Source organism: Streptomyces sp. NPDC005728, from assembly GCF_040630895.1.
Lineage (GTDB): Bacteria > Actinomycetota > Actinomycetes > Streptomycetales > Streptomycetaceae > Streptomyces.
Genome location: NZ_JBEXYL010000113.1, coordinates 1 through 24,271, shown reverse-complemented (window position 1 = coordinate 24,271; position 24,271 = coordinate 1). Strand labels below are relative to the sequence as shown.

Here is a 24,271-nt window from a genome sequence, read left to right as displayed (position 1 = left end):
CGCTCGAAGAAGGCCCATACCGCGGGTGAGAAGGTCGGTCCGGCTGCGCTGGACCGGATGCCGACCGAGGCCCGGCGGATAACCCCGTGGCTGGCTGCCGAGTCGTCCCAGGGACAAGAACTCCGCCCGCGTGACGCTCGTCCGGGCAGGTCTGAACCCGGCTGGTGCCGAGGGCGTAAGACCCGCTGAGGCGCCGCCTCAGCAGGCAGCCTGAGCCAGGAATCACCTCCCTCCGGGGAGGAGAGCAGTCAATCGGCGAGCTTGAGTCCGCGGTCCTTGATGCCGGACTCGGCCTTCTGCTCGCCCGCCTCGATTCCCGCGGCGAAGCCGGACTTGGCGGTGGTGTCCTGGATGGCGGTGTAGACGTCCATCTGGTCGGGGCCCCAGGTCCAGCCGGGGACGATGGTGTCGGCCTGCTGGGAGGCGAGGGCGTAGAGGTCCTGGCCGTTGAAGTAGGAGGTGTCGAACTTGGCGGCGGCGACGCCCCGCATCTCCGCGTTGGCGGGCAGTGCGCTGCTCGGCGAGGTCTGGTCGGCGAGCCGTGCCTCGACGCCGGCCTTGTCCGTGGTGAGCCAGGTGATGAACTCGGTGGCGGCCTCGGCGTGCTTGCTGCCCTTGAGGACGCCGTAGGAGGTGCCACCGTAGTTGCCGCCGGCCGGGCTGCCCCAGTTGGGCATGGGGGCGGCGGCCCACTTGCCCTTGAGGTCGGGCAGGGCGGTCATCGTGCTGCCGGCGGACCAGGAGGCGCCGAGGAAGGAGAGCGTCCTGCCCTGGGCGCGGGCCTTGGTCTCCTCGGGGCTGTAGCCGGTGAGGGTCTGCACGAGGCCGTCCTTGACCAGGCTGTCCCAGTAGGCGGCGACCTTCTGGGTGGCGGCGTCGTTCACGCCCGTCTTCCAGGCGTCCCCCTGGGTGCCGAACCACTTGCCGCCCGCCTGCCAGGCGAGGGCGGCCAGCAGGGCGGGGTCGTTCTTCGGGAAGGAGGCCAGACGGACGTTCTTGTCCTGCTTCCTGACCTTCTCGGCGGCCGACCTGAAGGCGTCCCAGGTCTTGGGGACGTCGATGCCGTACTTCTTGAACAGGTCGGTGCGGTAGTAGAACAGCTGCGGTGCCACGTCGTAGGGGACGGTCCAGGTGCGGCCGCCGAAGGTCACCAGGGACTGCACGGGCTTCGGGAACTTCGACTTGACCGTTTCACCGGCGTACTTGGTCAGGTCGATCAGATCGCCCTGGCTCGCGAACTCGGGGACCATCTGGTACTCGATCGTGGCGACGTCGGGTGCGTTGCCCGCCTTCACGGCGTTGGCGAGCTTGCTGTAGCCCTCGGTGCCGCTGGGGATCTCGGTGAATCTGACCCTGACGTCCTTGTGCGTCCTGTTGAACGCGTCGACGGTCGACTTGGCGCCGAGCGTCCAGGTCCAGTAGTCGATGGTCACCGGCTTGCCGTCGGACTCGGCGTCGGTCGAACTCCCGCTGCCGCCGCAGGCGGTGGCGAGCAGGCCCAGGGAGGCGACGGCGGCTGTGGCGGCGGTGCGGAACGATCGTGACGTACGCGTCATGGCACGGCTCCTACGAGACCTCGTACGGGAAGAGGCGGTCGCAGGACATCTTTTGCGCACACACGATCAACGTCAAGAGCGTTCGCACAAGATAATCAAAACGATCGCAACACGATCGCTTCGCTCGCGGGTGAGGTCAGAAGCCACCCGCGGACGCCTCTCCCCCGCACGAGGAGCGGATCCGCAACTCCGGGAGCAGATCGAGGTGTTGCCGGGGACCGGGCCGCTGCCCGGTGGCCCGCTCGGCGAGGCGGCGCAGCAGGAGTTTCGCGGCGAGTTCACCCACCGAGCGCTTGGGCGGGGCGACGGCGGTCAGTGGCACGTCGGCGAGGCCGGCGACCTCGTCGTCGTAGGCGATGAGCGCAAGGTCGCCGGGCACCCGGACCCCGTGCGCCTGGAGCCGGGGCACGAGCACGATGGCGTCCTCGTCGCTGTGGACCAGGGCGGCGGTGACGCCGCGTTCGCGCACCGCCCGGACGAGATAGTCGACGGAGGCGTCGTAGTCGCCGTGCTCGCGCACGCTCGGGGCGCCGGTGTCGATATCGATGCCGCGCGAGCGTACGGCGGCCTGGAAGCCGGCGCTGATCTGGACGGCGTGCGGGCCTTCCTGCAGGACCGCGGTGATCCTGCGGTGGCCCAGGGCCGCGAAGTGGCCGACGGCGACGGCGGCGCCGTGGGCGCGGTCGGTGCGTACCCGGTCGAGGTCGGCGGCGGGGTTGCCGGGCAGGGCGGAGCGCTCGACCAGGACGGTGGGCACCTGGCACTCCATGAGCCATTTCTCCTGACCGTCCTCCGGGACGCCACCGAACCAGCTGGGCGCCACCAGCAGTCCCTGCGCACCGCCCGCGATGAGATGTTCCGCCTGTACGGAGTCCTCGGTGTCGACATAGCCGGAGACGCCGAGGACCAGCCGTCCGCCCTGCGCGCCGACGGTCTCGCGGGCGCCGCGCACGATGTCGGCGAAGATGTAGTTCGTGGTCGGCACGATCATTCCGACCACGGCACCTTCGGCGGACTCCGGCCGCGGCTCGGGGGCGGCGGCGGTGTCGCCCGGCCAGACCACTGCCCCGTGCAGCCGCTGCACCCGGCCCTGCGCCGCCAGGGTCTCCACGTCACGCCGCAACGTCACTGCGGAGACGCCGAGCTCGGCCGCCAGTTCGGCGACGCGGAGACTGCCCCGCTCCCGGACGAGTTCGAGCACCCGCTCGTGGCGCTGGTCGACGTGAAGTCGCATGGGGCTCCCCCTGGAACAGTGATCCCGAGTCGCTTACTCTACGCCCACAATCGTATCGATCGTTTCCAATCAATTCGATCGCTCCCGTGTTCGGTAAGGCGGTCCCGGAGCACCTCAGGGCACTCAGTTCCCCCATGAGCCCTCCCATGCTGCACTGAGTGTCATGAATCTGGGCCGGATGCTACGTTCCCGTTCATGAGCTCCAGCAGCGCGGCGCCGGCCGCGAAGCCCCCGATGCGGGACGCCCTGGTAGCGGCGGCCTTCCAGCTCTTCCTGGAACGCGGGTACGAGCAGACCACCGTGGACGACATCGTGACGCTGGCCGGGGTGGGCCGCCGCTCGTTCTTCCGTTACTTCCCTTCGAAGGAGGACGTGGTCTTCCCCGACCACGAGCGCTGCCTGGCCGACATGACCGCGTTCCTCGCCGCGAGCGAAGGGGAGGCCGAGCCGGTGCGGCGGGTGTGCGACGCGGCCCGTCTGGTGCTGCGGATGTACGCGGAGAACCCGACCTTCTCCGTACAGCGCTACCGGCTCACCAAGGAGGTGCCGGGGCTGCGCGCCTACGAACTGTCGGTGGTGTGGCGTTACGAGCGCGCGCTCGCCGAGTACCTGCGCGAGCGGTTCGCCGGGCGGCCCGACGGGACACTGCGCGCCGATGTGATCGCGGCCGCGGTCGTCGCCGCGCACAACAACGCCCTGCGGTCCTGGCTGCGCTCGGACGGCAAGGGCGACGCGGGCACGGCGGTGGACCACGCCCTGGGGTATGTCCAGGCCGCGTTCGACCACCCGGGACACCCGCACGCCACCCCCGCCCGCCCCGCACCGGGCCGCCCCGACGCCGCCTCCGACTCCACGCCGGACGCCGGGCCTGCGGGCCACTCCGACGCAGGCCAGTCCGACGCAGGCCAGTCCGGCGCCGACCACTCCGATGCCGACCGGGCCTGGCACCCCGGCGTCGCCCATCTCGACCTCGCACACCCCGACGACGTGGTCGTCCTCGTCACCCGCCGGGACGCACCGCTGTGGCGGGTGGTCCAGGAGTTCGAGTCGGCACTCGGGCGCCCCTGACCCCGCCGAGCCGCGTACCGGAATCTCCCGCCGGCACAGCATCTCCGTAGATTGGGGGTACGGAGTGCCTTTACGAGTGACACTGAGTGCCATACTCTGTCGGCGTGCACGGTGGCACGGCAACCGGGCACACGCGTGTGCGGTTCACTCCGAGCGCGCGGGATTCCGGCCGAGCGCAGGGAGTTGACCAGCGTGTACCACCCCTCAGCAAGCACCTCGCATCCGGCGGCCGGCTCCGCGGCGGGCGTTCTCGAGCCCGCAGCGGACACCCGGGACGCCATCCAGTTCCAGCGCTGCGCCTGGTGCGGCACCGCGATGTACCACCGGCTGTTGTGTCCGGTGTGCCAGGGCAGCGAGCTGCGCACGGAGCGCAGCGAGGGCACGGGGACGGTGCGCCACTCCACCGTGGTGCACCGCAACACACCCGCGGCCCGCAATGTGTCGCTGATCGAGATGGCCGAGGGGTTCGTCGTACGGGGCCGCGTCATGGGACCGCCCGTCGGCATCCACAGCGGCGACCGGGTACGGCTGTCGACGGCCAAGGACCCGGTGCGGGGCGAGCCGGTCTTCCAACTGCTCGACGAGCCGTACCGGGCCTGGACCTGAGAAAACACTCGCGCCCGGCCCGCGGCCCGGGCCAGGATGCGGCCATGGACGACGCACAGGATGCCGCCACGGACAAGGCATCGGAAGCAGAGCAGGTGCGCGCGGCGACCGAGGGCGAGCTCGCGCTCATGGACCCCCGGGTGCGCGCCTCGCGGGAGGCGTCCCGGCAGTGGCTCGACCCGGACTTCGTCGAGGTCGGCGCCTCGGGCAGGCGGTGGACCCTCGAGGACGTGCTGGCCGGGCTGCCGGACATGGCGGGCAGCACCGACACGGGCCCCCGCTACGAGCCCTCGGACATCCAGGGGGTCCTGCTGGCACCGGGCCTGGTGCATCTGACGTACGAGACGGTGCTCGACGGCCGGCGTGCGCGGCGCAGTTCCCTGTGGCGCCGCCGGGACGCGGAGTCGGGCTGGCGGATGTACTACCACCAGGCCACCCCGGTACCACCTGCGACCGAGTAGCAAGGCCTGCCGAGTAGCACCCCATCGGCAAACCGTAGTCCGATGGGGGTGGTTGGCCGCTTCGGACCGCCGACCGCACGGTGTGATCGAACACTTGCCCTTCACAAGCAACCCACAGTGTCTCCTTCCCGTCCTCCGGGGGCGAGGGGCGCCCGGACGACCGGGACGCCCGAGGTCGGGGTCAGAGGAGGAACTGTGGTCCGTGCCCGGCGCATATGGGTCACCGCCGCCGCGCTGCTCGCGGTGGCGGGAGCGTCCCCAGGGGCGGCAGTCGCGCAAGGTCAACCATCGCCAGGGACAGGGGCGTTGACTGCCACGTCGGACGGAACGCTGCCGCCGGGGTGGGGGATCGCCGGCGGCCGGTCGGCGCCGCAGCTGGTGTGGCGGTCGGACCGGCCGGTGCCCATGGGGGACGCACGCGTCGAATTCCGTTCCGGCGGACGGCTGTTGGGCATCCCGCAGCCGGCCAAGGACGGACGCACTTTCCGGCTGGGGCTCGACGGACAGCGCCCCGAGGCGCTGCGGGGGCTGCAGGTCTGGTCCGGCGGACGGAGACTGGACGCCAAGGTCTCCGCCTCGGGCCCGTCGGCCGTCCAGCCGCCGGCACCGCTGCCGGCCAACCCCGTCGACCCGGGCAAGCCGGGTTCGTACCACACCAAGACCGGTGAGTACCGGCTCGACCCGGTGAAGCTGCCGGGCTTCGCCGCCCCGGTGGAGATGCAGGCGGTGGTCGTCGCTCCCACCGACGCCCGCGGCCCGCGCCCGCTCGCGCTCTTCCTGCACGGCCGTCACTACACGTGCTTCAAGGGGCACGACATCACCGGTGACTGGCCCTGCAAGGCCGGCGCGAAGCCGGTGCCGAGCCACCGCGGCTATCTGCGCGACCAGAAGCTGCTGGCCTCCCAGGGCTATGTGACCGTGTCGATCTCCGCGAACGGCATCAACGGCCAGGACTACGCGGCCGAGGACGGCGGCGCGCAGGCGCGCTCGTCCCTCGTGCGCCTGCATCTGGCCCGATGGGCCGGCTGGGCCGCACACCCCGAGACCGCACCGTCCGTCGTACGCGACGCACCCCGCGCCGACCTGTCCCGTGTCCTGCTGGTCGGGCACTCGCGCGGCGGCGAGGGCGTGAACCGGGCCGCGCTGGACAGCCTGTACCCGCCGCCCGCCGACCAGGACGGCTACCACGGTCCGGTGCGCTGGACCATCCGCGGCCTGGTCATGATCGGCCCCACCGTCTTCGGCCAGAACCCGGTGCCCGACGTCCCGTCGGCGACGATCCTGCCGGGCTGCGACGGTGACGTCTCCGACCTCCAGGGCGAGGTGTACGTCGACGGCACGCGCGCGGTCAGCCGCGGCAGCGCCCTGCACAGCGCGGTCTACGTCATCGGCGCCAACCACAACTTCTTCAACTCCGAGTGGACGCCGGGGCAGGCTACCGCGCCCGCCGAGGACGACTTCTCGGACGACCCGCAGCAGCCCGACAAGGTGTGCGGCAAGCGTGCCACCACCCGGCTGACCGCCGACCAGCAGCACCGGGCCGGCTCGACCTACATCGCGACCGCCGCACGGCTGTTCCTCGCCGGTGACGACAAGGTACGGCCGCTGCTGGACGGCTCCGGCAGGCGGGCCCCGTCGGCGGACCCGGCGCGGGTCCTCACCCATGCGGTGGGCGGGCGCCGCAATGCCGGGTTCCTGCCGGACGGCGGGCTCTCGGTGACCGGCGGCAAGCTGTGCGCGGCGGTCGACCCGAGCCCGGCCAAGGCGTGTCTGGGCGAGGGCGCCAAGGGGATCTCGCCGCACTTCGCCCAGTGGGAGACGAACCGTGAGGCCGGCCGGCAGGCCGTCGCACTGCACTGGACCCGCGCCGGCAGCCCGGCACGGGTGCAGGTGAAGAACCCGGTCTCGCTGGTCGACGACAAGGCGCTGGCGCTGCGGCTGTTCGTGCCGCCGAACTCCAAGGGCACGCGCCTGGACGTGTCCGTCACCGACGCTTCCGGCCGCAAGGCCGTCCTCGGCAAGGTCGGGATCGACGGTCTGCCCGGCAGCGAGCGCACCGCCTCCTACTGGGCACGCGAGATCCGGGTGCCGCTGACGGCGGCCACCCGCGCCGGACTCGACCTGCACAAGGTCAAGTCCCTTGAGCTGACCCCGCGTTCGGGCTCCGGGCGGGCCTGGCTGATGGACGCGTGGGGCTGGCGGCCCGGAACACCGGCGGTCAAGGCCGCTGATCTGCCCCGGGTGGACGTCGGCCGGACGACCGTGGACGAGGGCGACTCCGGCGTGCGCACCTACCGGGTTCCGGTCCGGGTGTCGGGCCGGGGCAGCGGGCAGGTCCGGGTGTACGTCGTCGACCCGGCCACCGGCCGGGCCAAGGACAAGCTGGTCACCGTGCATCCGGGCGGCGACGACATCGACGTGCCGGTCGAGGTGAAGGGCAACACGCGCTACGGCGGCGACGTGCAGTACGACATCCTCGTCAAGGCGGTCCGGGGTACGGTCGTCGGCTCGTACCGGGGCGGGATCACCGTGCACGACGACGACCCGGCGCCCAAGGTGACCGTCACCCCGGTCGCCGACAAGGTGACCGAGGGGCAGGCCCTGAAGTGGCGGGTGTCGCTGTCCGAGGCCGTCGACCTGGACATCGCCACGTTCTTCGTCGCCGTCCCGCCCACCGGGCCGGAGCTGTCCACCAAGGACGTGACCGCTCGCTGGCTGCAGGAGACGGCCGGGGCCTCGCCGGACCCGGAGCGGCCCCTGTCCAAGCTGGACGGCGGTCTCTACCTGTGGGTGAACGTCCCGGCGGGCAAGACCCGTACGGACGTCACCGTTCCGACGGTCAAGGACCGGGTCCGGGAGTCCGCCGAGTCGGTGCGGTTCCGGCAGGTCGATGACCAGACAGGTGCACCGCGTCCCGGCGGGCTGGAGTTGAACGGCACGGTGCTCGACGCGTCGTAACCGTCCGCAGCCCTGTCGTACACGCCTGGAGCCCTGAGGAAGCAGCAGCCTCCTCAGGGCTTCAGCGTCACCCGGATCCCGACCGTGCCGTCCAGGCCGCGCCGCAGCCGGCTGCCCAGCAGGGTGAGACGGCCGAGGATGCCGTACTTGCGGGCGACGAGGGTGCGGTAGCGGGCGGTGGTGGCCGCATCGGCGATCTCGGCGGTGGCCGGGAGCTGCTCGCCCGTGGGGTTGCCCCTCAGGTCACAGGGGCCGACGAGAACGTCGGCGCGGCGGCGGATCCGTTTGACCTTCCAGCTGTCGGCGGCCGTCCACACGCCCAGGGCGTCCCCGTCCGCCACCACCCACACCGGGGTGGCGACGGAGGTGCCGTCCTTGCGGTAGCTGGTGACCAGCAGGTACGTGCCGGAGCCGAGCCGGGCCTGCGGTGTGTCGTCCATGTCCGGCAGTCTAGGAGTCCGCGAGCCGTCCGGGACCTGCGGGGACTCTCGGCCGCGGGTCAGGCCAGCGCCGCCGCCATGCGCCGCACCCCCTCCGTGAGGATCTCCGGGGAGGTCGCCAGATTCAGGCGTACGTGCCCGCCGCCGCCGGTGCCGAAGGGCAGTCCGGAACTGAGGGCGACCCGGCCGCGGTCGAGGAACACCGCGGCGGGATCGTCGCCGAGGCCGAGGGCGCGGCAGTCGAGCCAGGCCAGATAGGTGGCCTCGGCGGGGCAAGGTCGGATCTCGGGCAGTTGCTCGGCGAGCAGGGCGGTGAGCAGACGCCGGTTGGCGTCGAGACCGGCCAGCAGGGCATCCAGCCAGCCGGTGCCGTCGTTCAGGGCAGCCGTGTGGGCGATGACGCCGAGGTGACTGGGGCCGTGGCTGACCTCCTCCGGCAGCCGGGCGAGGTCGGCCGCGGCCCCGGGGCCGACGAGGGCGAGCGCGGCCTTGAGCCCGGCCAGGTTCCAGCCCTTGGAGGCAGACATCAGCGAAAGTCCACGCTCGGCGCCGGGCACGCTCAGGTACGGCACGAAGGTGACACCGGGGGCCACGACCGGGGCGTGGATCTCGTCCGCGACGACACGGACGCCGTACCGTTCGGCAAGGTCCGCGACGGCGGCCAGCTCGGCCGCGGTGTGGACGGTGCCGGTGGGGTTGTGCGGACTGCACAGCAGGAAGGCGGCCCGGCCGCCGTCGGCGGTCGCCTCCCGAAACGTCTCGGCCAGCAGGTCGAGGTCGATGCGCAGGCCCGCGCCGAGCGGGGCCTCCACCACGCGGCGGTCCATGTGGGTGACGAACTGGTAGAACGGCGGATACACCGGCGCGTTGACGATCACGGGATCGCCGGGGCCGGTGACCAGTTTGAGCATTTCGACCACACCGAGCATCACGTCCGGGACGATTGCGGTGCGCTCCACGGCGAGTCCGGACCAGTTCCAGCGTTTGGCGGCGAAGCCGGCCAGCGCCTCGGCGTAGGCGGTGCCCGCGGGGTAGCCGGTGTCTCCGAGGGCGAGTGCGTCGGTGACGGCGCGGACGACCGGCTCGGCGAGCGGAACGTCCATCTCTGCGACCCACAGCGGCAGCACGTCCTCCGGGTAGGTGCGCCACTTCATGCTCGTACGACATCGCAGCTGCTCCAGGCCCAGGGCGCGCAGCGGATCGGGTTCGCCGGGTGTGTCGTGCGGGATGCTGGTCATGGGGCTCAAGATAGGGGGCTGTGGTGTGTCCGGAAACGGGGCGAGCCGGGCGGTCGGTGCCCGCAAGGCGGCCGCGGGCGGCTTCCTGGAGGTCGCCTGCGACGAGTCGGGCTCGGACGGGGAGAACCTGACCGGTGGGAACACGGACGTCTTCGCGCATGCGAGCGTGACGCTACCGGTGGACCGGGCCGAGGAGCGCGTACGGGAGATCCGGCGCGGCGCCGGATCCGGTCGCCCGCGGAGGAGTACAGGCCGGTCATCTGCTGCGGGGGAAGCACCGGGCGCGGCCGGCCGAGGCGCCGCCTCTGATTCCGTGCTCAATCCCTGACGGCACGTCTGCGTCCGTTCGCGGGGGGCGAGTCGGTGTGGGGCGACGCGCGCAGCTGGTGGCGGCTGGGTCCGGGCGCGGAAAACCCCGGACGAGCAGCGGAGATCAACTCGGGCGTCTAGATTGCGTCTTGAATGGTGCACCTCTCATCAGGCATCCAGGAGCTGAACCCACGTGACCGACAACCCGGCAGCCACCAACGACGTGGCCCTGTCACTGCGCGCCCGCATCAACACCAGCCAGCCGCACACGGCCCGGATCTGGAACTACTGGCTCGGCGGCAAGGACAACTACGAGGTCGACCGTGCGGCCGGAGACCAGATCCGCGGGCTGCACCCGGGGATCGGGGAGTACGCGCGCGCCGACCGGCTGTTCCTGGGCCGGGCCGTGCGCCATCTGGTGGGCGACCTCGGTATCCGGCAGTTCCTGGACATCGGCACCGGGCTGCCCACCGCCGACAACACGCATGAGGTGGCCCAGCGCATCGCACCGGATGCGCGGATCGTGTACGTCGACAACGACCCGCTCGTCCTCGCGCACGCCCGCGCCCTGCTCACCAGCACGCCCGAGGGCCGTACCGACTACCTGGACGAGGATCTGCGCAACGTCGACGCGATCCTCGACCACGCGGCGAAGACCCTGGACTTCAGCCGGCCGGTGGCCCTGATGCTGCTCGGCGTGGTCATCTTCATCGGTGACGACGAGGACCCGTACGGCCTGGTACGGCAGTTGACGGACCGGCTGCCGTCCGGCAGCCACCTGGTGCTGTCGCACACCATCACCAGCCCGTCGATGCCGGACGTGGACGAGGCGGTCACGTTCTGGAACGAGCACGGGACGCCGAAGCTGACCCAGCGCACCCCCGAGAACGTCGCCCGGTTCTTCGACGGTCTCGAGCTGCTGGAGCCGGGTGTGGTGTCCTGCTCGCGCTGGCGCCCGGAGAACGCCGAGGGGGCGGAGCCGGAGGAGGTCGCCATGTTCGGCGGGGTGGCGCGCAAGGCGTGACGGCACGCAGGACGTGACGGCACGCGGGAGCCGACGGCGGGCGAGGCGACATCCTCGGGTGAGCCGAGGATGTGCGTGCGCCGAGAAGATCGCCGCCGTCGGTGAACGCCGCCGGGCCGGGCCACGTACTCAGGGTCGGGCGCTCGACGACCGGAGGGCCCCGCGGTGCCGGCACGGGCATCGCGCGTTCGGGGTTCGGGAGCCATGCATGAGGCACGCACGACGACGGGTCGTCCGGCGAGTGACACAGCTGGCGGCGGTCGGCGGACTCCTCCTGGGAGGCGCGATGGTCACACAGGCGGCCATGGCGAGCGAGACTTCCCCGGCGTCCGCCAGGCCGTTCAGTTCGGCCGGGACGGCGGGTGACACCGGCGCCGGGCTGGTGGCGCGGCTCGGCACGGCGCGAACGGCGGGCAGCTGGATCGGCGGCGACGGCCGTCCGGTCGTGGCGGTGACCGACACCGAGGCGGCGCGGACGGTGCGCCGGGCGGGCGCCGAGGCGAAGGTCGTGTCGCACAGCATGAACGAACTCAAGTCGGCCACGACCACGCTGCGTTCGGCGCCCCGGGTGGCGGGCACCGCGTGGTCGGTGGACTACCGGACCAACCGGGTCGTGGTGCAGGCCGACCGTACGGTGTCGGCCTCGGACTGGTCCCGGATGACCCAGGTCGCCTCGAGCATCGGAAGTTTCGTGCGCATGGAGCGCGCGAACGGCACCTTCACGACACGGCTGAACGGCGCGCAGCCGATCCTGTCGACGGGCGGCCGCTGCTCGGCCGGCTTCAATGTCACCAACGGGCAGCAGGACTTCATCCTCACCGCCGGCCACTGCGGGCCGTCCGGTTCCACCTGGTTCGCCGACAACCAGGGCAACCAGCAGCTGGGCAACACGGTCAACAGCACGTTCCCGGGCAGCGACTTCTCGCTCGTGCAGTACAACTCCGGCAAGGCGGGTGATGGCGCCGACGTGGTCGCGATCGGCGGCGGTAAGGGCGTGCGGATCACCGGGGTGGCCGATCCGGCGGTCGGGCAGCGGGTGTTCCGCAGCGGCAGTACGAGCGGGCTGCGCGACGGCCAGGTGACCGCGCTGAACGCGACCGTGAACTACCCCGAGGGCACCGTCACCGGGCTGATCGAGACCAACGTGTGCGCCGAGCCGGGCGACAGCGGCGGCCCCATGTTCTCCGAGGGCGTCGCGCTCGGTGTCACCTCGGGCGGTAGCGGCGACTGCAAGACGGGCGGGACGACGTTCTTCCAGCCGGTGACCAAGGCGCTGGCGGCGCTGAACGTCCGGCTCATCGTGTCGGCGCAGAACGCGGGCGCCGCTCAGGGTGCGTCGCCCTCCTCCGCGCCGTCCGCGGCGGCCACGCAGGGCGCGGTCGCGCCGAGTGCGGCCTCGCCGGGCTCCTCGGCGCCGGTCACGGGCAGCGCACAGGGCGAGACGCTGCTGGCGCGGCTCACGGACACCCGGAACGTCGGTCCCGGGCTGCTGGTCGTCGCGGGGAGTCTGATCGCGCTTGTCGCGACCCGTTACTTCCGGGCCGAACAGGACCGCAAGGCGTACCAGCGCCACTACTCGGCGACGTGGGGCTGACGGGAGAACCGTCGGCCGTTCAGGCCGCCCGGGGCGACGACGGGGCCGCGGCGGCCCACTCCATCACGAGGCGCTGGTACTCCGCGCGCTGCTCGGTGGTCAGTGTCCCGCCCGCCCGGCGCCACAGGGCCCGGATCTCCTCGTTGACCTCCGCAGCCGATCGCTCGGTGACGGCTTCAACAGTGGTGGACATGCTGTGAAGCATATGCCGATCGAGGTGAAGGCGTTGTGAGTAAGTATCCCCGATACGGACATATCGGACCGTGTTACTCATCACGTCAATCTGTCAACCGGAAGCGGGAGTTCATGTCCGTTCCGTGCCGAGCACGAGGACCTGGATCGCCAACACCGCTGCGCCGCGCGCCCAGTCGTGGAAGTCGGAGACCTTGGTCTCCAGGCCGACCGGCGCGGCCAGCGGGTGCCGGTGGGCACCGATGGTCTCCCGCACCGTGTCCCCCGCCACATCCATGAGGCCGACCCCCTCACCGGCCAGCAGGATCTTCTGCGGCATCGCGAAGTTGGCGATCTGCGCGACCAGCGTGCCCAGGGCGCGGGCGGCCTCGCCGATCACCGTCGAGGCCATGGGCTCGCCCGCGGCGGCCCGGTCGAGGATCGCCTCGTAGGTGGCGTCCTCGCCGGTGGCGGCGCGGATCTGGTAGCGGATGCCGGGGATGGAGAGCAGGGACGTGGCGCTGCCGCGGCGGCCGTCCGGGCCCAGCGGGCCGCTGGGGTCGATGATCCAGTGCCGGCCGAACCCGCGGTCCTCCTCGGCGTAGGGCACCCGCCGGCCGCCGAGGACCAGCCCGTAGCCGATGCCGGCGCCGATGGTCAGGACGACGAAGCGGTCGAGGCCGCGTCCGGCGCCGAACCAGGTCTCGGCCTCGACCAGCGCGGCGACGTCGTTCTCCACGACCACCGGCAGCCCGGTGCGCTCCCGGACCAGCTCGGCGAGGGGCACGTCCCGCCACCGCAGGAAGGGCGACTCGCCGACGACCGCGCGCTCCCGCACCAGTCCGCCCACGCCGATGCCGATGCCCGCGGGGGCGGGGTGGCGTGCGGCCAGTTCGGCGGTCATCTCCGCGAGCAGGCCGGCGACGACGGCGGGATCGTGCCCGGTCAGCGGCCGGTCGAGGCGGGCGACGATGTCGCTGCGCAGGGTGGTGACGACGCCGTAGACCTTGTCCTCGGTGATCTTGAAGCCGATGAAGGAGCGGGACTCGGCGACGACGTCGAGCGGCTGCGAGGGCCGGCCCTGGCGGACCTCCGCCGGGGCGTCCGCCTCGGGCACCTCCACCAGCAGACCGGATTCGATCAGCGGCTTGGTCAGCCGGGTGAGGCTGCCCTGCGAGAGGCTCAGGCGGCGAGCCAGCTCGGTGCGGGAGAGCGGGCCGTGCACGAGGACTTCGATCGCCACGCAGCGTTCACCCGGGCTCAGCGGCAGCCAGCTGGCGGCAACAGTGGTCATGGGGCCAGCCTCCCACGGCAGATTTCTTCATCACCGGAAGTAATAAGGAAGTGATGAGGGAACGATACTGCGGCGATCCCACATGGAAAAGGACGGCACACCCCTCTTGACGGATTGATTCTTCCGCATCAAAAGTAAGTGCCATGACATTCTCCCTCGGCATCGTCGGCGCCGGTCAGTTCGCCGGCCAGTTCGCCGCGCTGTTCCAGGCCCACCCCGGCGTCCGCCACGTCCATGTCACCGACCTGCTGCCCGAGCGGGCCGAGCTCCTCGCTGCCGCGCAGGGACTCGCCGGCACCTTCCCGTCGTACGAGGCCATGCTGGAGTCGCCCGCCGTCGACGCGGTGGCGGTCTTCACGCAGCGCTGGACGCACGGCCCGCTGGTCCTGCAGGGCCTGAACGCGGGCAAGCACGTGTACTCGGCGGTGCCGATGGCGATCACCACGGAGGAGATTGCCGCGATCATCGACGCGGTCCGGGCGACCGGGCTGACGTACATGATGGGCGAGACCAGCCAGTACAACCCGGCGACCGTGCATGCCCGCAACCAGATCGCCGAGGGCGCCTTCGGCCGGCTGTTCTACGCCGAGGGCGACTACGTCCACGACATGGACCTCGGCTTCTACGAGGCGTACCGGTACAGCGGCGGCGACAACTGGAAGGCGACCGCCAGCTATCCCCCGCTGCTGTACCCGACGCACTCGGTGGGCGGGGTGCTCGGGGCCTGGCAGACGCACGCCGTGAGCGTGTCGGCGCTCGGCGTCCTCGACGACCGTGGCGACGGCGTCTTCGATCGTTCGGTCAGCCAGTTCGACAACGACGTGTCCAACGCCACCGCGCTGTTCGAGGTGGCGGGCGGGGGATCGTTCCGCACGAACGAGTTCCGGCGGGTCGGCTATCCCTCGCACATCCGTGAGTCCCGCTTCCGGTTCTTCGGCACGGACGCGAGCATGGAACAGCTGGCGACGGTGGCGCTCTGGCAGGACAAGAACGGCGTGAAGGACATCAGCGACCTGCTGGAGCCCAAGCCGACCCTGTCCCCCGACGACCCGTCCCTTCAGCACATTGCGCCGGATCTGCGGGCCGCCTTCACCTCCGGATCGGCGCCGGTGCACGACCGCGCCCGGCTGCCGCGCACGTTCGACCGGCTCCACAACGGGCACGAGGGAAGCCACCACTTCCTGGTGGACGACTTCGTCACCGCCGTCAACACGCGCACGCTGCCGTCCGTGAACGCGTGGGTGGCCGCCCGCTACACCCTGCCGGGCATCGTCGCACACGAGTCCGCGCGGCAGGGCGGGGTCCGGCTGGAGATCCCCGACTTCGGGGACGCGCCGGAGAGTTGAGCCCCCCGGGGGCTCGGGGCCGGGTGCCCGGTCCGACTCAGGTGCCGGGCTTGCGGCCGTACACGAAGACGTCGTCGCCCTTCTTCAGCAGCGACCAGTACTTCTTGGCGTCCTTCGTGGTCATGTTGACGCAGCCGTGGGAGCCCGGCGGGTTCCACATGCTGAGGCCCACCGAGTGGAAGGCCTGGCCGCCGTCGAAGAACTGGCTGTAGGGCATCGGCACGTTGTAGATGGTCGAGACGTGGTCGATGTCCCGCCAGTAGATCTTCTTCAGGCCGGTGCGGGTCTCGTACCCGTCACGGCCGGTGCGCACCGGCACCGGGCCGTAGACGAGCTTGTTGCCGTCCTGGATCCAGCTCAGCTGGAGCGTGAGGTTCACGCAGGCGATACGGCCCTTGTTCACCGGGCACTTGCCGTCCTTGTTCGGGTTGTTCCCGACGGCCTTCTGCTTGTTCATCAGGTCCATCACGCCCCAGGTGACGGGACCCGCGTAGCCGATGGCGGGCGTGATGCCGTGCTTGTTCTGGAAGGCCCGAGTGGCCTTGCAGTCGGCGGAGGACTGCTTTCCGTCGACCGGGCGGCCGAGGAACTTCTCCACCTGCTTCTGGTACGGCCCTGCCTGCGTGGTGCAGCTCGCGGCCTGCGCCGGTGCCGCGGTGAAGGCGAGCGTGAGCGGCGCCACCAGTGCGGTGACGCCCAGCGTGACCACACCTCGTCTGCGTATGTCCCCCATGTCGTCCTCTTCCCCTTCTCCCCTTTGCCCAGGGCCTCCCCCGGGTGTCCCCATCGCGATTCCCGCGGTCTCGGGCTACTAGACCTGCCGGCCTGCCCGACGGTTGTCATTCCGGCCAGGCTGTGACCAAACGGTGAACTTCGTCACCGCACCCCCGTACGGTGGCCCGGCCAGGACGCATCGTGGTATGGGCTCCGTCTCACACCTCATGCGGTGATGATTTCGGTGCGGGTCGTGGGGATCCCTGTGGGGCCGCGGGGGCAGGACGCAAGCAGATCACATCGCGGTGCCCCGGCACGCGATGACCAACGGTGCGTCAAATTCCTCCCTGGTTCGGCGCGTTGACCGATCTCGCCCTCCTCGGCGAGTCGACGGGCGGTGGCGGCGCCGATGCCGCGGGCCGCGCCGGTGATGAGGACTCCGTGTCCTGCGAAGCGCTTGAGATCGGTCATGGGGGCGACCGTAGGGCCGCGGCGATCACGACGAAAGACCTCGTACGTGCGGCGTCTCTCAGCGGTATCCGGTCACGTCCGCCGGCTTGCCCGCGTCCTGTACCTCGACCAGGTAGCGCCAGGCGTCGGGCCGGCTGCCGTCGAGGTCGGTGAACCCGTACACCCGGGCGAGGCCGCCGCTGGACAGGGACTGCCCGTTGTGGCGGGCCACATCGGGGTCGGCGGCGAGCGCGGCGACGGCTCGGCCGACGAAGTGCGGGGTCTCGGAGATGGCGAAGTGCGGTGCGCGGTCGAGGGCGTCGTGCCAGTTTTCCTCGCGGACGCCGTAGGCGTCGAGCATGATCTCCGAGCGCAGCCAGCCGGGGGTCAGCGCGAGGGCGGTGGCGCCGCGCGGGCCGAGTTCGTGGCCGAGCGCGAAGGCCATGCGCAGCACGGAGGCCTTGGCGAGGTCGTAGAAGAAGTTGACCCGGTAGGTGTCGCGGTTGTAGCCGGCCGTGCCGTCGGTGACCTCCACGACCAGACCGCCTGGGTTGCGCAGCAGGAGCGGCAGGGCGAAGTGGCTGGTGACGGCGTGCGTCTCGACGGCGAGCCGGAGCAGCCGGAGACCGTTGTCGAGATCGTGCTCCCACACCGGCGTGTCCCACTCGAAGAGTTTCTCGCCGCCCCAGATGTCGTTGACGAGGACGTCCAGGCGGCCCCGCTCGTCGGCGATTCGGTCGACCAGGGCCCGTACCGCGGACCTGTCCAGGTGGTCGACGGCGACGGCGATCCCGTGTCCGCCGGCCGCCGAGACCAGGTCGGCGGTGTCCTCGATGGTCTCGGGGCGGTCGTACTCGGAGCGGTGGGCGCGGGTGCTGCGTCCGGTGACGTAGACGGTGGCGCCGGCCGCGCCGAGTTCCACGGCGATGCCCCGTCCCGCGCCCCGCGTCGCCCCGGCGACCAACGCGATCCTGCCTTCCAGCGGCCCTGACATGTCCGACCTCCCGTGCGGTGCGACTCCATCGTCATCCACTCTCACGGGAAAGCCGGACATCTTCTGTCGCCTTTTCTGCGCGGCGCGGATGCTCACGAGTTGGCGGTCATGTCCCTGACCGTACGACCGGGTCCCGGGTCAGTGCCCGCGTTTGATCCACTCCTCCAGGTGCGGTGCCTCGGCGCCGATGGTGGTCGCCTCGCCGTGTCCGGTGAGGACCTTGGTCTCCGGCGGGAGGGTCAGGAGCCGGTCGCGGATGGACTCGATGATCGTCGGGAAATGGGAGAACGAGCGTCCTGTGGCACCCGGGCCGCCCTGGAAGAGGGTGTCGCCGGTGAAGACGACGCCGAGCCCGGGGTCGTACAGACAGACCGCGCCGAGTGCGTGGCCGGGGGTGTGCAGGACGGTGAGGTCGGCGCCGGCCGTCTCCAGGACCTGGCCGTCGGCCAGGTGCCGGTCGGGCTCGCGGTCCGGGTGGGTCAGCTTCCACAGCGGCAGGTCGTCGGGGTGCAGCCAGATCGTGGCGCCGGTCAGCTCCGCGAGGGCGGGCGCGGCGTCGATGTGGTCGTTGTGGGCGTGGGTGCACACGATGGCGGTCAGCCGGCGGTCGTCCACCGCCTCGGCGATGGCCTCGGCGTCGTGGGCGGCGTCGATGACGATCACCTCGCGTTCGTCACCGACGATCCAGACGTTGTTCTCGACCTCCCAGGTGCCGCCGTCGAGGGTGAACTGCCCGGAGGTGACGAGGCGTTCGATGCGCGTGGTCATCACAGCATCACCACCGAGCGCAGCACGTCGCCGTGGTGCATCCGCTCGAACGCCTTCTCCACCTCGTCGAGCTGGATGGTCTCGCTGACGAACGCGTCCAGCGGCAGGCGGCCCTGGAGGTGCAGGTCGATGAGCAGGGGGAAGTCCCGGGAGGGCAGGCAGTCGCCGTACCAGCTGGACTTGAGCGCACCGCCGCGGCCGAAGACGTCCAGCAGCGGCAGTTCGAGTTTCATCTCGGGGGTGGGCACGCCGACGAGGACGACGGTGCCGGCCAGATCGCGGGCGTAGAAGGCCTGCTGGTACGTCTCGGGGCGGCCGACCGCCTCGATGACGACGTCGGTGCCGAAGCCGCCGGTCAGCTCGCGGATGGCCTCGACCGGGTCGGTCTGCCTGGAGTTGACGGTGTGGGTGGCGCCCAGCGTGCGGGCCTTGTCCAGCTTGCGGTCGTCGATGTCGACGGCGATGATCCGTGCCGCGCCGGCCAGGTGGGAGCCGGCGATGGCCGCGTCGCCGACGCCGCCGCAGCCGATGACGGCGACGGAGTCACCTCGGCCGACGTTGCCGGTGTTGATCGCGGCGCCGATGCCGGCCATCACCCCACAGCCGAGCAGCCCGGCCACGGCCGGGGAGACGGCCGGGTCGACCTTGGTGCACTGTCCGGCAGCGACGAGCGTCTTCTCGGCGAAGGCGCCGATGCCGAGCGCCGGGGAGAGTTCCTGTCCGGTGGCGGCGAGGGTCATCCTCTGCTTCGCGTTGTGGGTGTTGAAGCAGTACCAGGGACGGCCGCGCAGACAGGCCCGGCACGCGCCGCACACAGCACGCCAGTTGAGGATGACGAAGTCACCGGGCGCCACGTCCTGCACGCCTTCGCCGACCGACTCCACGACACCGGCGGCCTCGTGGCCGAGGAGGAAGGGGAACTCGTCCGAGATTCCGCCCTGTTTGTAGTGCAGATCGGTGTGACAGACACCGCAGGCCTGGACGCGTACGACGGCTTCGCCGGGCCCGGGGTCCGGGACCACGATCGTCTCGACCCGTACGGGCTCGTCCTTCCCCGGTGCGATCACGCCGCGGACTTCCTGCGCCATTGGCCTGGCCCCTTTTCCTCGATGTGCCTTCGGAGCCGACCCTACGCGCGACCGATCGGTAGCGGCACGGACCACGACGGCGACCGTGGATCTTTCGGCCGCTGCCCCCTCACGGTCGCGATCCGGGTGATCCGCCCGGTGTTCGCCGCGCTCGCGCCGGCCGCGCTTGCCGTTGCCGCCGGGGCGGAGGAGTCTCGAAGGTGGGGTCCGTGCGGCCTGCTCCCGCCGGGCCGCGGGCGTCCGAAGGAGGTCACCATGGGCACCGCGACAGGCTCCGCCTTCGACACCGAGACACTGCGCCGGGGCATAGAGGGGAACACCGGCAACACCCTGCTGGCCCTCTACGCGGACGACGCGGAGATCCGCATCATCGACCGCAACACCCAGCCCAGCCAGCCCAAGGTCCTGCACGGCCGGGGCGAGATAGCCGAGATGCTCGACGACGTCTACAGCCGCGACATGACGCACAAGCTGGACCAGTGCGTCATCCAGGGCGACCACGCCGCGTTCTCCGAGTCCTGCGAGTACGCGGACGGCACCCGCGTCCTCGCCGAGTCCATGATCACCCTGCGTGACGGAAAGATCGCCGAGCAGATCCTGATCCAGGCATGGGACGAGTAGGAAGAAGGGTCGCGAGGGTCCAGGTCACCTCCCGGCTGACCTGGACCTTCTCGGCCCGGGCGACCCTGGGGCGGGTGCGGGGCCCTCGGCGGCCAGGACCAGTTTCCGCAGCAGGTCTGCAAGCGTCCGCCGTTCTTCTTCGGTCAGTGCTGCGAGCAGCGCGCCCTCACCCGCGTCCTCCGCTGCCGCATGCGCTTCGAACGCGGCGTGCCCGGCCTCGGTGAGCCGTACCCGCACCCGCCTGCGGTCGCCGGTCTCGTGGGTGCGGGTGATCAGCCCGGCCTCCTCGATGGGCCCGAGCCGCGCCGACAGCGCGCCCCGGGTCAGCCCGAGCCGGTCGGCGAGCAGCGAGGGACTGGACTCGTACGGCGGCCCGGACCTGCGCAGCATCAACAGCACCTTGTACTGCCAGTACTTCAGTCCGTCGGAGTCCAGGACGTCCCGGCGGGCCTGGGCGGTGTGCCGACCGAGGATCGCCAGCCGGGCCACGATCGCCTCCTTGACCGGGTCCAGCCAGTCCAGCTCGCCCACCCAGACGGCCACATGCCGGTCCACCGAGTCCTGCATTACCTGCCCCTCACAGTGGTTTTCTTGTGGATCATTTTCCGGATAACTACCTTGCCCGGCATGACCCCTGCAACGAACGCCTTCGTAGATCTCGACGAACTCCTTCGTTCCGTCCGTGAGTTGAGCGTCGCCGGCCGCTGGGAGCGGGCCGCCCGGCTGCTCGCCGCGGCCGCCGTCGACGAGCCGGCCGCCCGTGCGCGGATCACCCGGGCCGCCGCCGAAGTCGCCCTGGACCGCGACTGGTTCGCTGGAACGGACACTGCGGCCGAGCCGATCGATGCGGCGGAGAAAGAGTTCCCGGACGGCGACTGGGACACGGACTTCCTGCGCCTCAGGCACACCTACGGCCGGCTGCTCCTGGTCGACGGCACGCTGCGCATCGGCCCGGACGGCAAGGACCCCGAGGAGCTCGCCGCCCTCCTCGACCGGGCGGAGGGCCTGCAGGACAGCGCCCCGGACGAGGTGCGCCGGGGTTGGGCGGCGATGTACCGCGGGCTGATCACGGAGAACCACTTCGCCGACCAGGCGACCGCCGCCATGCACTACGCGGCGGCGCTGCGCGCCGGGGAGGACGGCTCGGACGGTCTGCTGGCCCGCGAGGCGCTGCGGCACCTCGGCAGCCTCGACCACGACGCCGGCGACGACGAGCGGGCCGGGGAGCGCTGGCGCCGGGCCACCGCACTGGGCGCCCGGGCCGGTACCGTGCCCGGCACCCTCTCCCAGCAGCTGCTGCTGGCGGTGCTGGCCCGCGGCGCGGGCGACGAGGCGGGCGCCCGGGCCCTGGGGGCGGAGATCGTCCGCTGGGCCGGGGCCGTCGGCGCGGACCGGCTGGCCGCCCAGGCGGCCGCCTTCCTGGCCGGGGCGGATCCCACGGCGCCCGGTCCCGCGGAGGCGGCCTGAGCGCCGCCCGGCCTCTCGGTTACGCTGTGCGCGGGTCGTGACTGGCGCTGAGGTGGAGTACCACCGGGGAGCGGCCCGTGGTGGATGCCGCGCGCCTGGGCGATGAAGGTCAACCAGCTCAGGAGTGCAGATGACACAGGCCCGCCTCATGGACGGCACCGCCCTCGCCCGCCGTATCGTCGAGGACACCGCGAAGAAGGCCGCCGACCTCACCGAGCGGACGGGCAGCGCGCCCTGTCTGGCCACGGTCCTGGTCGGCGAGGACCCGGCGTCCGTCACCTACGTCCGCATGAAGCAGAACCGCTGCCGCAAGGCGGGCATCGAGTCCCGCCACGTGGCGCTGCCCGCCGCCACGACGACCGCCGAACTCGTGGGCACCCTGCGGGAGTTGTCCGGCGACTCGGCCGTGCACGGCATTCTGCTCCAGCACCCGGTGGGCGACCACGTCGACGAGCGGGCCGCGTTCGAGGCGATCGCGCCGGAGAAGGACGTGGACGGCGTCACCTTCGCCTCGTTCGCCACGATGAGCTTCGGCCTGCCGGGCTTCGTCTCCTGCACGCCCGGCGGGATCCTGCGGCTGCTCGACGAGTACGACGTCGACCCGGCCGGGAAGCGGGCCGTGGTGGTGGGCCGCAGCGCGATCCTCGGCAAGCCGGTGGGCATGCTGCTGCTGGCACGGGACGCGACGGTGACGTACTGCCACTCGCGCACCCGGGACCTGGCGGCCGCGGTCCGCGAGGCGGACATCGTGGTGGCCGCCGTGGGCCGGCCGCGCCTCATCCGGGGCCAGGACATCAAGCCGGGCGCCGTCGTCGTCGACGCGGGCTACAACCCCGGCAACGTCGGCGACGTCGACTTCGACTCGGCCGTGGAGCGTGCCTCGCTGATCACTCCGGTGCCGGGCGGTGTCGGACCGATGACGATCGCCACGCTGCTGGAGCAGACCGTGACCGCCGCCGCCCGGCAGCTCGGGGTGTGATCAGCGCATCCAGGCGCTGTACCCCATGACGTCCCCTGCCTTCACGCCGTACTCCGGGGCGTCTTCGGTGAAGGTGTTCTCCATGCCGAGGACAGCACCGGTACGCGGTTCCAGGATCAGCATGTGCCTGATGCCGCCGGTGTCGTACACGTACGCATGGCCCGGGCGGCCCAGCCGGTCGGTCACCTCGCCGGCCGGTCGCAGCCCCTTGGCTTCCGCGAACAGCCGGACGAGGGCCGCCGACTCGCGGGCGCCCAGGGTCCAGTGGTCGAGCAGTTCCCCGACGGCGTCGAGGAGTTCGGCGGTGGTCAGCGGAGCCGTACTGCGGTCGATCTCGGGGCGGACGGTCTCGGTGAGGTAGGCACGCAGGCCCGCTGCGGTGTGCGGCGGGGTCCCCTCGGGCGGGGCGTCGCTCCACATCGGCGGGTACGTGGTCCGGCTGATCACCTGGCCGTCCGCCACCTCGTGCGGGTCGTTGCCCTCGTCGGTGAGGACCGGGCGGCCCGGCCTGCGCGGGTCGGTCGCCACGACCAGTTCGGTGTGGCTGGCGTCCGCCCGCCAGCGCACCACCCGCTCCTCGGGGACGGTGACGGGAGGCTTGTCGTCGCTCATGCCGAGGCTCCACGACTGCACGTGCGTGCCCTTGCGCAGCCCCGGTGAGCCGCCCGATGCGGCCGCGTCGGCCAGGGCGACCAGCTGCTTGAGGGGTACGGACGTGGAGTGGACGTGGACGGTCAGCGGGCCCGGCGCGGCGACGGCCCGCGGTGTGCTCGAACCGCCGAGCACGGCGTTGACGGCGATCGCAAGGACGACGGTGGTGGCGGCGAGGCCCCAGGCCAGCCGGGCGCGCGGGGTACGGCCGGGGAGCACCGGGAGCAGCCGGACACGGCGCCGTGGGCGGTTCTCGCGCAGCAGGCGCCGGAGTCTTTCCTCTGCACGCCGGTCCAGCGGCCCCTCGCCGAAGTCAGGGCCGTCGGTCGGCACCGGGTTGGCGCGGCGCAGGAGTTCGAGTTCGTCAGCCATGTCGGTCGTCCTTGCAGAGGGCCGCGTCGGCGGAGGCGGGCAGGGCTGCCGCAGCGGGCCGCATCCGGTCGATCTCGGCTCTGAGGCGGCGCCGCGCCCGGTGCAGGCGCATCACCGCGGCCCGTATGCCGCAGCCCAGGGCGACCGCGATCTCGTCGGCACCGAGTTCCTCCCACGCCGCGAGGCGCAGCACCTCCTGGTCCGCCGGGGACAGCCGGGCCAGCGCCTCGTGCACCCAGGCACCGGGGGCCTCCGCGTCGGGGCTGTCCACGACATGCCGGCCGTGCGCGGTCTCGTCGTTGCCGAGCCGGTCCACCAGCCGACGCCGCCGTCCGTAGCCGCGTACCGCGTTGGCCAGGCAGTTGCGTGCCACGCCGTACAGCCAGGGCAGCGGGGCCGCGGGCAGGTCGGCCCGGCGGCGCCAGGCGACCGTGAACACCTCCGCCACCACTTCCTCCACCTCGTCGGCCCGCCCCTGAAGTCGCCTGGCGACATAGCGGCTGACCGCCCAGTAGTGCTCGCGATAGGCAGCGGCGAAGATCTCGTCGTTGCTCATGTTCGTTTCGTGTCCGGCACCCCCCGGATCGTCACACCCTTCTTCCGTGATGCTCGTCGCGCCGTCCGAGTGTGACCCACGGGCCGGGCGCGGACACAGGCGGGGCGTGAAGAGGATCCAAGACATCAGGGCCGTACGGTGGCTGACGACCACCGATCACAAGACGATCGGAACGCTCTATCTGGTCACGGCGTTCGCGTTCTTCCTGATCGGTGGTGTGATGGCGCTGCTGATGCGCGCCGAGCTTGCCCGTCCGGGCCTGCAGATCATGTCGAACGAGCAGTTCAACCAGGCGTTCACGATGCACGGCAC

General features: G+C 71.5%; 24 protein-coding genes, 3 pseudogenes and 1 riboswitch. Of the genes and pseudogenes, 13 read left to right on the top strand and 14 right to left on the bottom strand.

Going from position 1 to position 24,271, the window contains the following annotated elements; all coding sequences use genetic code 11:
* Window positions 1–106: 106 nt before the first annotated feature.
* Window positions 107–214: pseudogene (locus ABZ471_RS41115) on the top strand (RNA-guided endonuclease TnpB family protein); the annotation flags it as partial.
* Between the two features lie 34 nt (window positions 215–248).
* Here the strand turns inward: ABZ471_RS41115 and ABZ471_RS41110 are convergent.
* On the bottom strand, window positions 249–1,556 hold the full coding sequence (locus ABZ471_RS41110) for a sugar ABC transporter substrate-binding protein (RefSeq protein ID WP_359074028.1): 1,308 nt from the start codon (window positions 1,554–1,556) through the stop codon (window positions 249–251).
* A 136-nt stretch (window positions 1,557–1,692) separates the two neighbouring features.
* Window positions 1,693–2,790 carry a substrate-binding domain-containing protein gene (locus ABZ471_RS41105; RefSeq protein ID WP_359074026.1) on the bottom strand — a complete coding sequence of 366 codons (1,098 nt, stop codon included), beginning with the start codon at window positions 2,788–2,790 and terminating at the stop codon, window positions 1,693–1,695.
* Between the two features lie 195 nt (window positions 2,791–2,985).
* Between ABZ471_RS41105 and ABZ471_RS41100 the strand changes: the two genes are divergently transcribed.
* The 4 genes from ABZ471_RS41100 (at window position 2,986) to ABZ471_RS41085 (ending at window position 7,883) form a co-directional block, all read left to right on the top strand.
* Complete coding sequence (locus ABZ471_RS41100; RefSeq protein ID WP_359074024.1) at window positions 2,986–3,858, top strand: TetR family transcriptional regulator; 873 nt, start codon at window positions 2,986–2,988, stop codon at window positions 3,856–3,858.
* A 192-nt stretch (window positions 3,859–4,050) separates the two neighbouring features.
* Complete coding sequence (locus tag ABZ471_RS41095; protein ID WP_359074022.1) at window positions 4,051–4,464, top strand: hypothetical protein; 414 nt, start codon at window positions 4,051–4,053, stop codon at window positions 4,462–4,464.
* Between the two features lie 128 nt (window positions 4,465–4,592).
* Window positions 4,593–4,925, top strand: coding sequence for a DUF4440 domain-containing protein (locus ABZ471_RS41090; RefSeq protein WP_359074029.1), 333 nt, complete (start codon window positions 4,593–4,595; stop codon window positions 4,923–4,925).
* A gap of 195 nt (window positions 4,926–5,120) precedes the next feature.
* The gene (locus ABZ471_RS41085) at window positions 5,121–7,883 is read left to right on the top strand and encodes a hypothetical protein (RefSeq protein WP_359074020.1); all 2,763 of its coding nucleotides are present in this window, start codon (window positions 5,121–5,123) and stop codon (window positions 7,881–7,883) included.
* A gap of 53 nt (window positions 7,884–7,936) precedes the next feature.
* On the opposite strand, the gene ABZ471_RS41080 is transcribed toward ABZ471_RS41085, so the two are convergent.
* Entirely contained in the window at window positions 7,937–8,323 is a 387-nt protein-coding gene (locus tag ABZ471_RS41080) for a PPOX class F420-dependent oxidoreductase (RefSeq protein ID WP_359074018.1), read from the bottom strand.
* Window positions 8,324–8,382: 59 nt separating this feature from the next.
* Window positions 8,383–9,561, bottom strand: a complete 1,179-nt coding sequence (locus ABZ471_RS41075; RefSeq protein ID WP_359074016.1) for an aminotransferase class I/II-fold pyridoxal phosphate-dependent enzyme — start codon at window positions 9,559–9,561, stop codon at window positions 8,383–8,385.
* Here ABZ471_RS41075 and ABZ471_RS41070 point away from each other — a divergent pair.
* The 3 genes and pseudogenes from ABZ471_RS41070 to ABZ471_RS41060 all read left to right on the top strand — a co-directional run.
* Window positions 9,560–9,845 (top strand): annotated as a pseudogene (locus ABZ471_RS41070) (hypothetical protein); the annotation flags it as partial. The gene ABZ471_RS41075 and the pseudogene ABZ471_RS41070 overlap by 2 nt on opposite strands.
* A 218-nt stretch (window positions 9,846–10,063) precedes the next feature.
* Entirely contained in the window at window positions 10,064–10,894 is an 831-nt protein-coding gene (locus ABZ471_RS41065) for an SAM-dependent methyltransferase (protein WP_359074015.1), read from the top strand.
* Window positions 10,895–11,102: 208 nt separating this feature from the next.
* Complete coding sequence (locus ABZ471_RS41060) at window positions 11,103–12,488, top strand: S1 family peptidase (protein WP_359074014.1); 1,386 nt, start codon at window positions 11,103–11,105, stop codon at window positions 12,486–12,488.
* A 19-nt stretch (window positions 12,489–12,507) separates the two neighbouring features.
* Here ABZ471_RS41060 and ABZ471_RS41055 read toward each other — a convergent pair whose 3' ends face one another.
* Window positions 12,508–12,693: a hypothetical protein gene (locus ABZ471_RS41055; protein ID WP_359074012.1), complete on the bottom strand. Its 186-nt coding sequence runs from the start codon at window positions 12,691–12,693 to the stop codon at window positions 12,508–12,510.
* A 99-nt stretch (window positions 12,694–12,792) separates the two neighbouring features.
* Entirely contained in the window at window positions 12,793–13,953 is a 1,161-nt protein-coding gene (locus tag ABZ471_RS41050) for an ROK family transcriptional regulator (RefSeq protein WP_359074010.1), read from the bottom strand.
* Between the two features lie 143 nt (window positions 13,954–14,096).
* On the opposite strand from ABZ471_RS41050, the gene ABZ471_RS41045 reads away from it, so the two are divergent.
* Window positions 14,097–15,299 carry a Gfo/Idh/MocA family oxidoreductase gene (locus ABZ471_RS41045; protein WP_359074009.1) on the top strand — a complete coding sequence of 401 codons (1,203 nt, stop codon included), beginning with the start codon at window positions 14,097–14,099 and terminating at the stop codon, window positions 15,297–15,299.
* 37 nt (window positions 15,300–15,336) lie between these two features.
* Here the strand turns inward: ABZ471_RS41045 and ABZ471_RS41040 are convergent, their stop codons facing one another.
* The 5 genes and pseudogenes from ABZ471_RS41040 to ABZ471_RS41020 form a co-directional block, all read right to left on the bottom strand.
* Window positions 15,337–16,032 (bottom strand): L,D-transpeptidase, encoded by a 696-nt coding sequence (locus ABZ471_RS41040; RefSeq protein WP_359074007.1) that lies wholly within the window; start codon window positions 16,030–16,032, stop codon window positions 15,337–15,339.
* A 353-nt stretch (window positions 16,033–16,385) separates the two neighbouring features.
* Window positions 16,386–16,484: pseudogene (locus ABZ471_RS41035) on the bottom strand (oxidoreductase); the annotation flags it as partial.
* Between the two features lie 58 nt (window positions 16,485–16,542).
* The gene (locus tag ABZ471_RS41030) at window positions 16,543–17,457 is read right to left on the bottom strand and encodes an SDR family oxidoreductase (RefSeq protein WP_359074005.1); all 915 of its coding nucleotides are present in this window, start codon (window positions 17,455–17,457) and stop codon (window positions 16,543–16,545) included.
* A 138-nt stretch (window positions 17,458–17,595) separates the two neighbouring features.
* Window positions 17,596–18,225 (bottom strand): MBL fold metallo-hydrolase, encoded by a 630-nt coding sequence (locus tag ABZ471_RS41025; protein WP_359074003.1) that lies wholly within the window; start codon window positions 18,223–18,225, stop codon window positions 17,596–17,598.
* Entirely contained in the window at window positions 18,225–19,313 is a 1,089-nt protein-coding gene (locus ABZ471_RS41020; protein ID WP_359074002.1) for an S-(hydroxymethyl)mycothiol dehydrogenase, read from the bottom strand. The genes ABZ471_RS41025 and ABZ471_RS41020 overlap by 1 nt, the downstream gene beginning before the upstream one ends.
* Window positions 19,314–19,568: 255 nt before the next feature.
* Between ABZ471_RS41020 and ABZ471_RS41015 the strand changes: the two genes are divergently transcribed.
* On the top strand, window positions 19,569–19,934 hold the full coding sequence (locus ABZ471_RS41015; RefSeq protein WP_359074000.1) for a nuclear transport factor 2 family protein: 366 nt from the start codon (window positions 19,569–19,571) through the stop codon (window positions 19,932–19,934).
* 24 nt (window positions 19,935–19,958) lie between these two features.
* On the opposite strand, the gene ABZ471_RS41010 is transcribed toward ABZ471_RS41015, so the two are convergent.
* A complete protein-coding gene (locus ABZ471_RS41010; protein WP_359073998.1) occupies window positions 19,959–20,501 on the bottom strand; it encodes a MarR family transcriptional regulator in 543 nt (180 codons plus the stop codon).
* Window positions 20,502–20,561: 60 nt separating this feature from the next.
* On the opposite strand from ABZ471_RS41010, the gene ABZ471_RS41005 reads away from it, so the two are divergent.
* The gene (locus ABZ471_RS41005) at window positions 20,562–21,401 is read left to right on the top strand and encodes a hypothetical protein (protein WP_359073996.1); all 840 of its coding nucleotides are present in this window, start codon (window positions 20,562–20,564) and stop codon (window positions 21,399–21,401) included.
* A 27-nt stretch (window positions 21,402–21,428) separates the two neighbouring features.
* Window positions 21,429–21,509: riboswitch (ZMP/ZTP riboswitch) on the top strand.
* Between the two features lie 22 nt (window positions 21,510–21,531).
* A complete protein-coding gene (locus ABZ471_RS41000) occupies window positions 21,532–22,380 on the top strand; it encodes a bifunctional 5,10-methylenetetrahydrofolate dehydrogenase/5,10-methenyltetrahydrofolate cyclohydrolase (protein WP_359073994.1) in 849 nt (282 codons plus the stop codon).
* Here the strand turns inward: ABZ471_RS41000 and ABZ471_RS40995 are convergent, their stop codons facing one another.
* A complete protein-coding gene (locus ABZ471_RS40995) occupies window positions 22,381–23,403 on the bottom strand; it encodes a CU044_5270 family protein (protein ID WP_359073992.1) in 1,023 nt (340 codons plus the stop codon).
* Window positions 23,396–23,959, bottom strand: coding sequence for a sigma-70 family RNA polymerase sigma factor (locus tag ABZ471_RS40990; RefSeq protein ID WP_359073991.1), 564 nt, complete (start codon window positions 23,957–23,959; stop codon window positions 23,396–23,398). The genes ABZ471_RS40995 and ABZ471_RS40990 overlap by 8 nt, the downstream gene beginning before the upstream one ends.
* Before the next feature lie 49 nt (window positions 23,960–24,008).
* Here ABZ471_RS40990 and ABZ471_RS40985 point away from each other — a divergent pair.
* The coding region (locus tag ABZ471_RS40985) for a cbb3-type cytochrome c oxidase subunit I (RefSeq protein WP_359073989.1) at window positions 24,009–24,271 on the top strand (263 nt) is incomplete at its 3' end.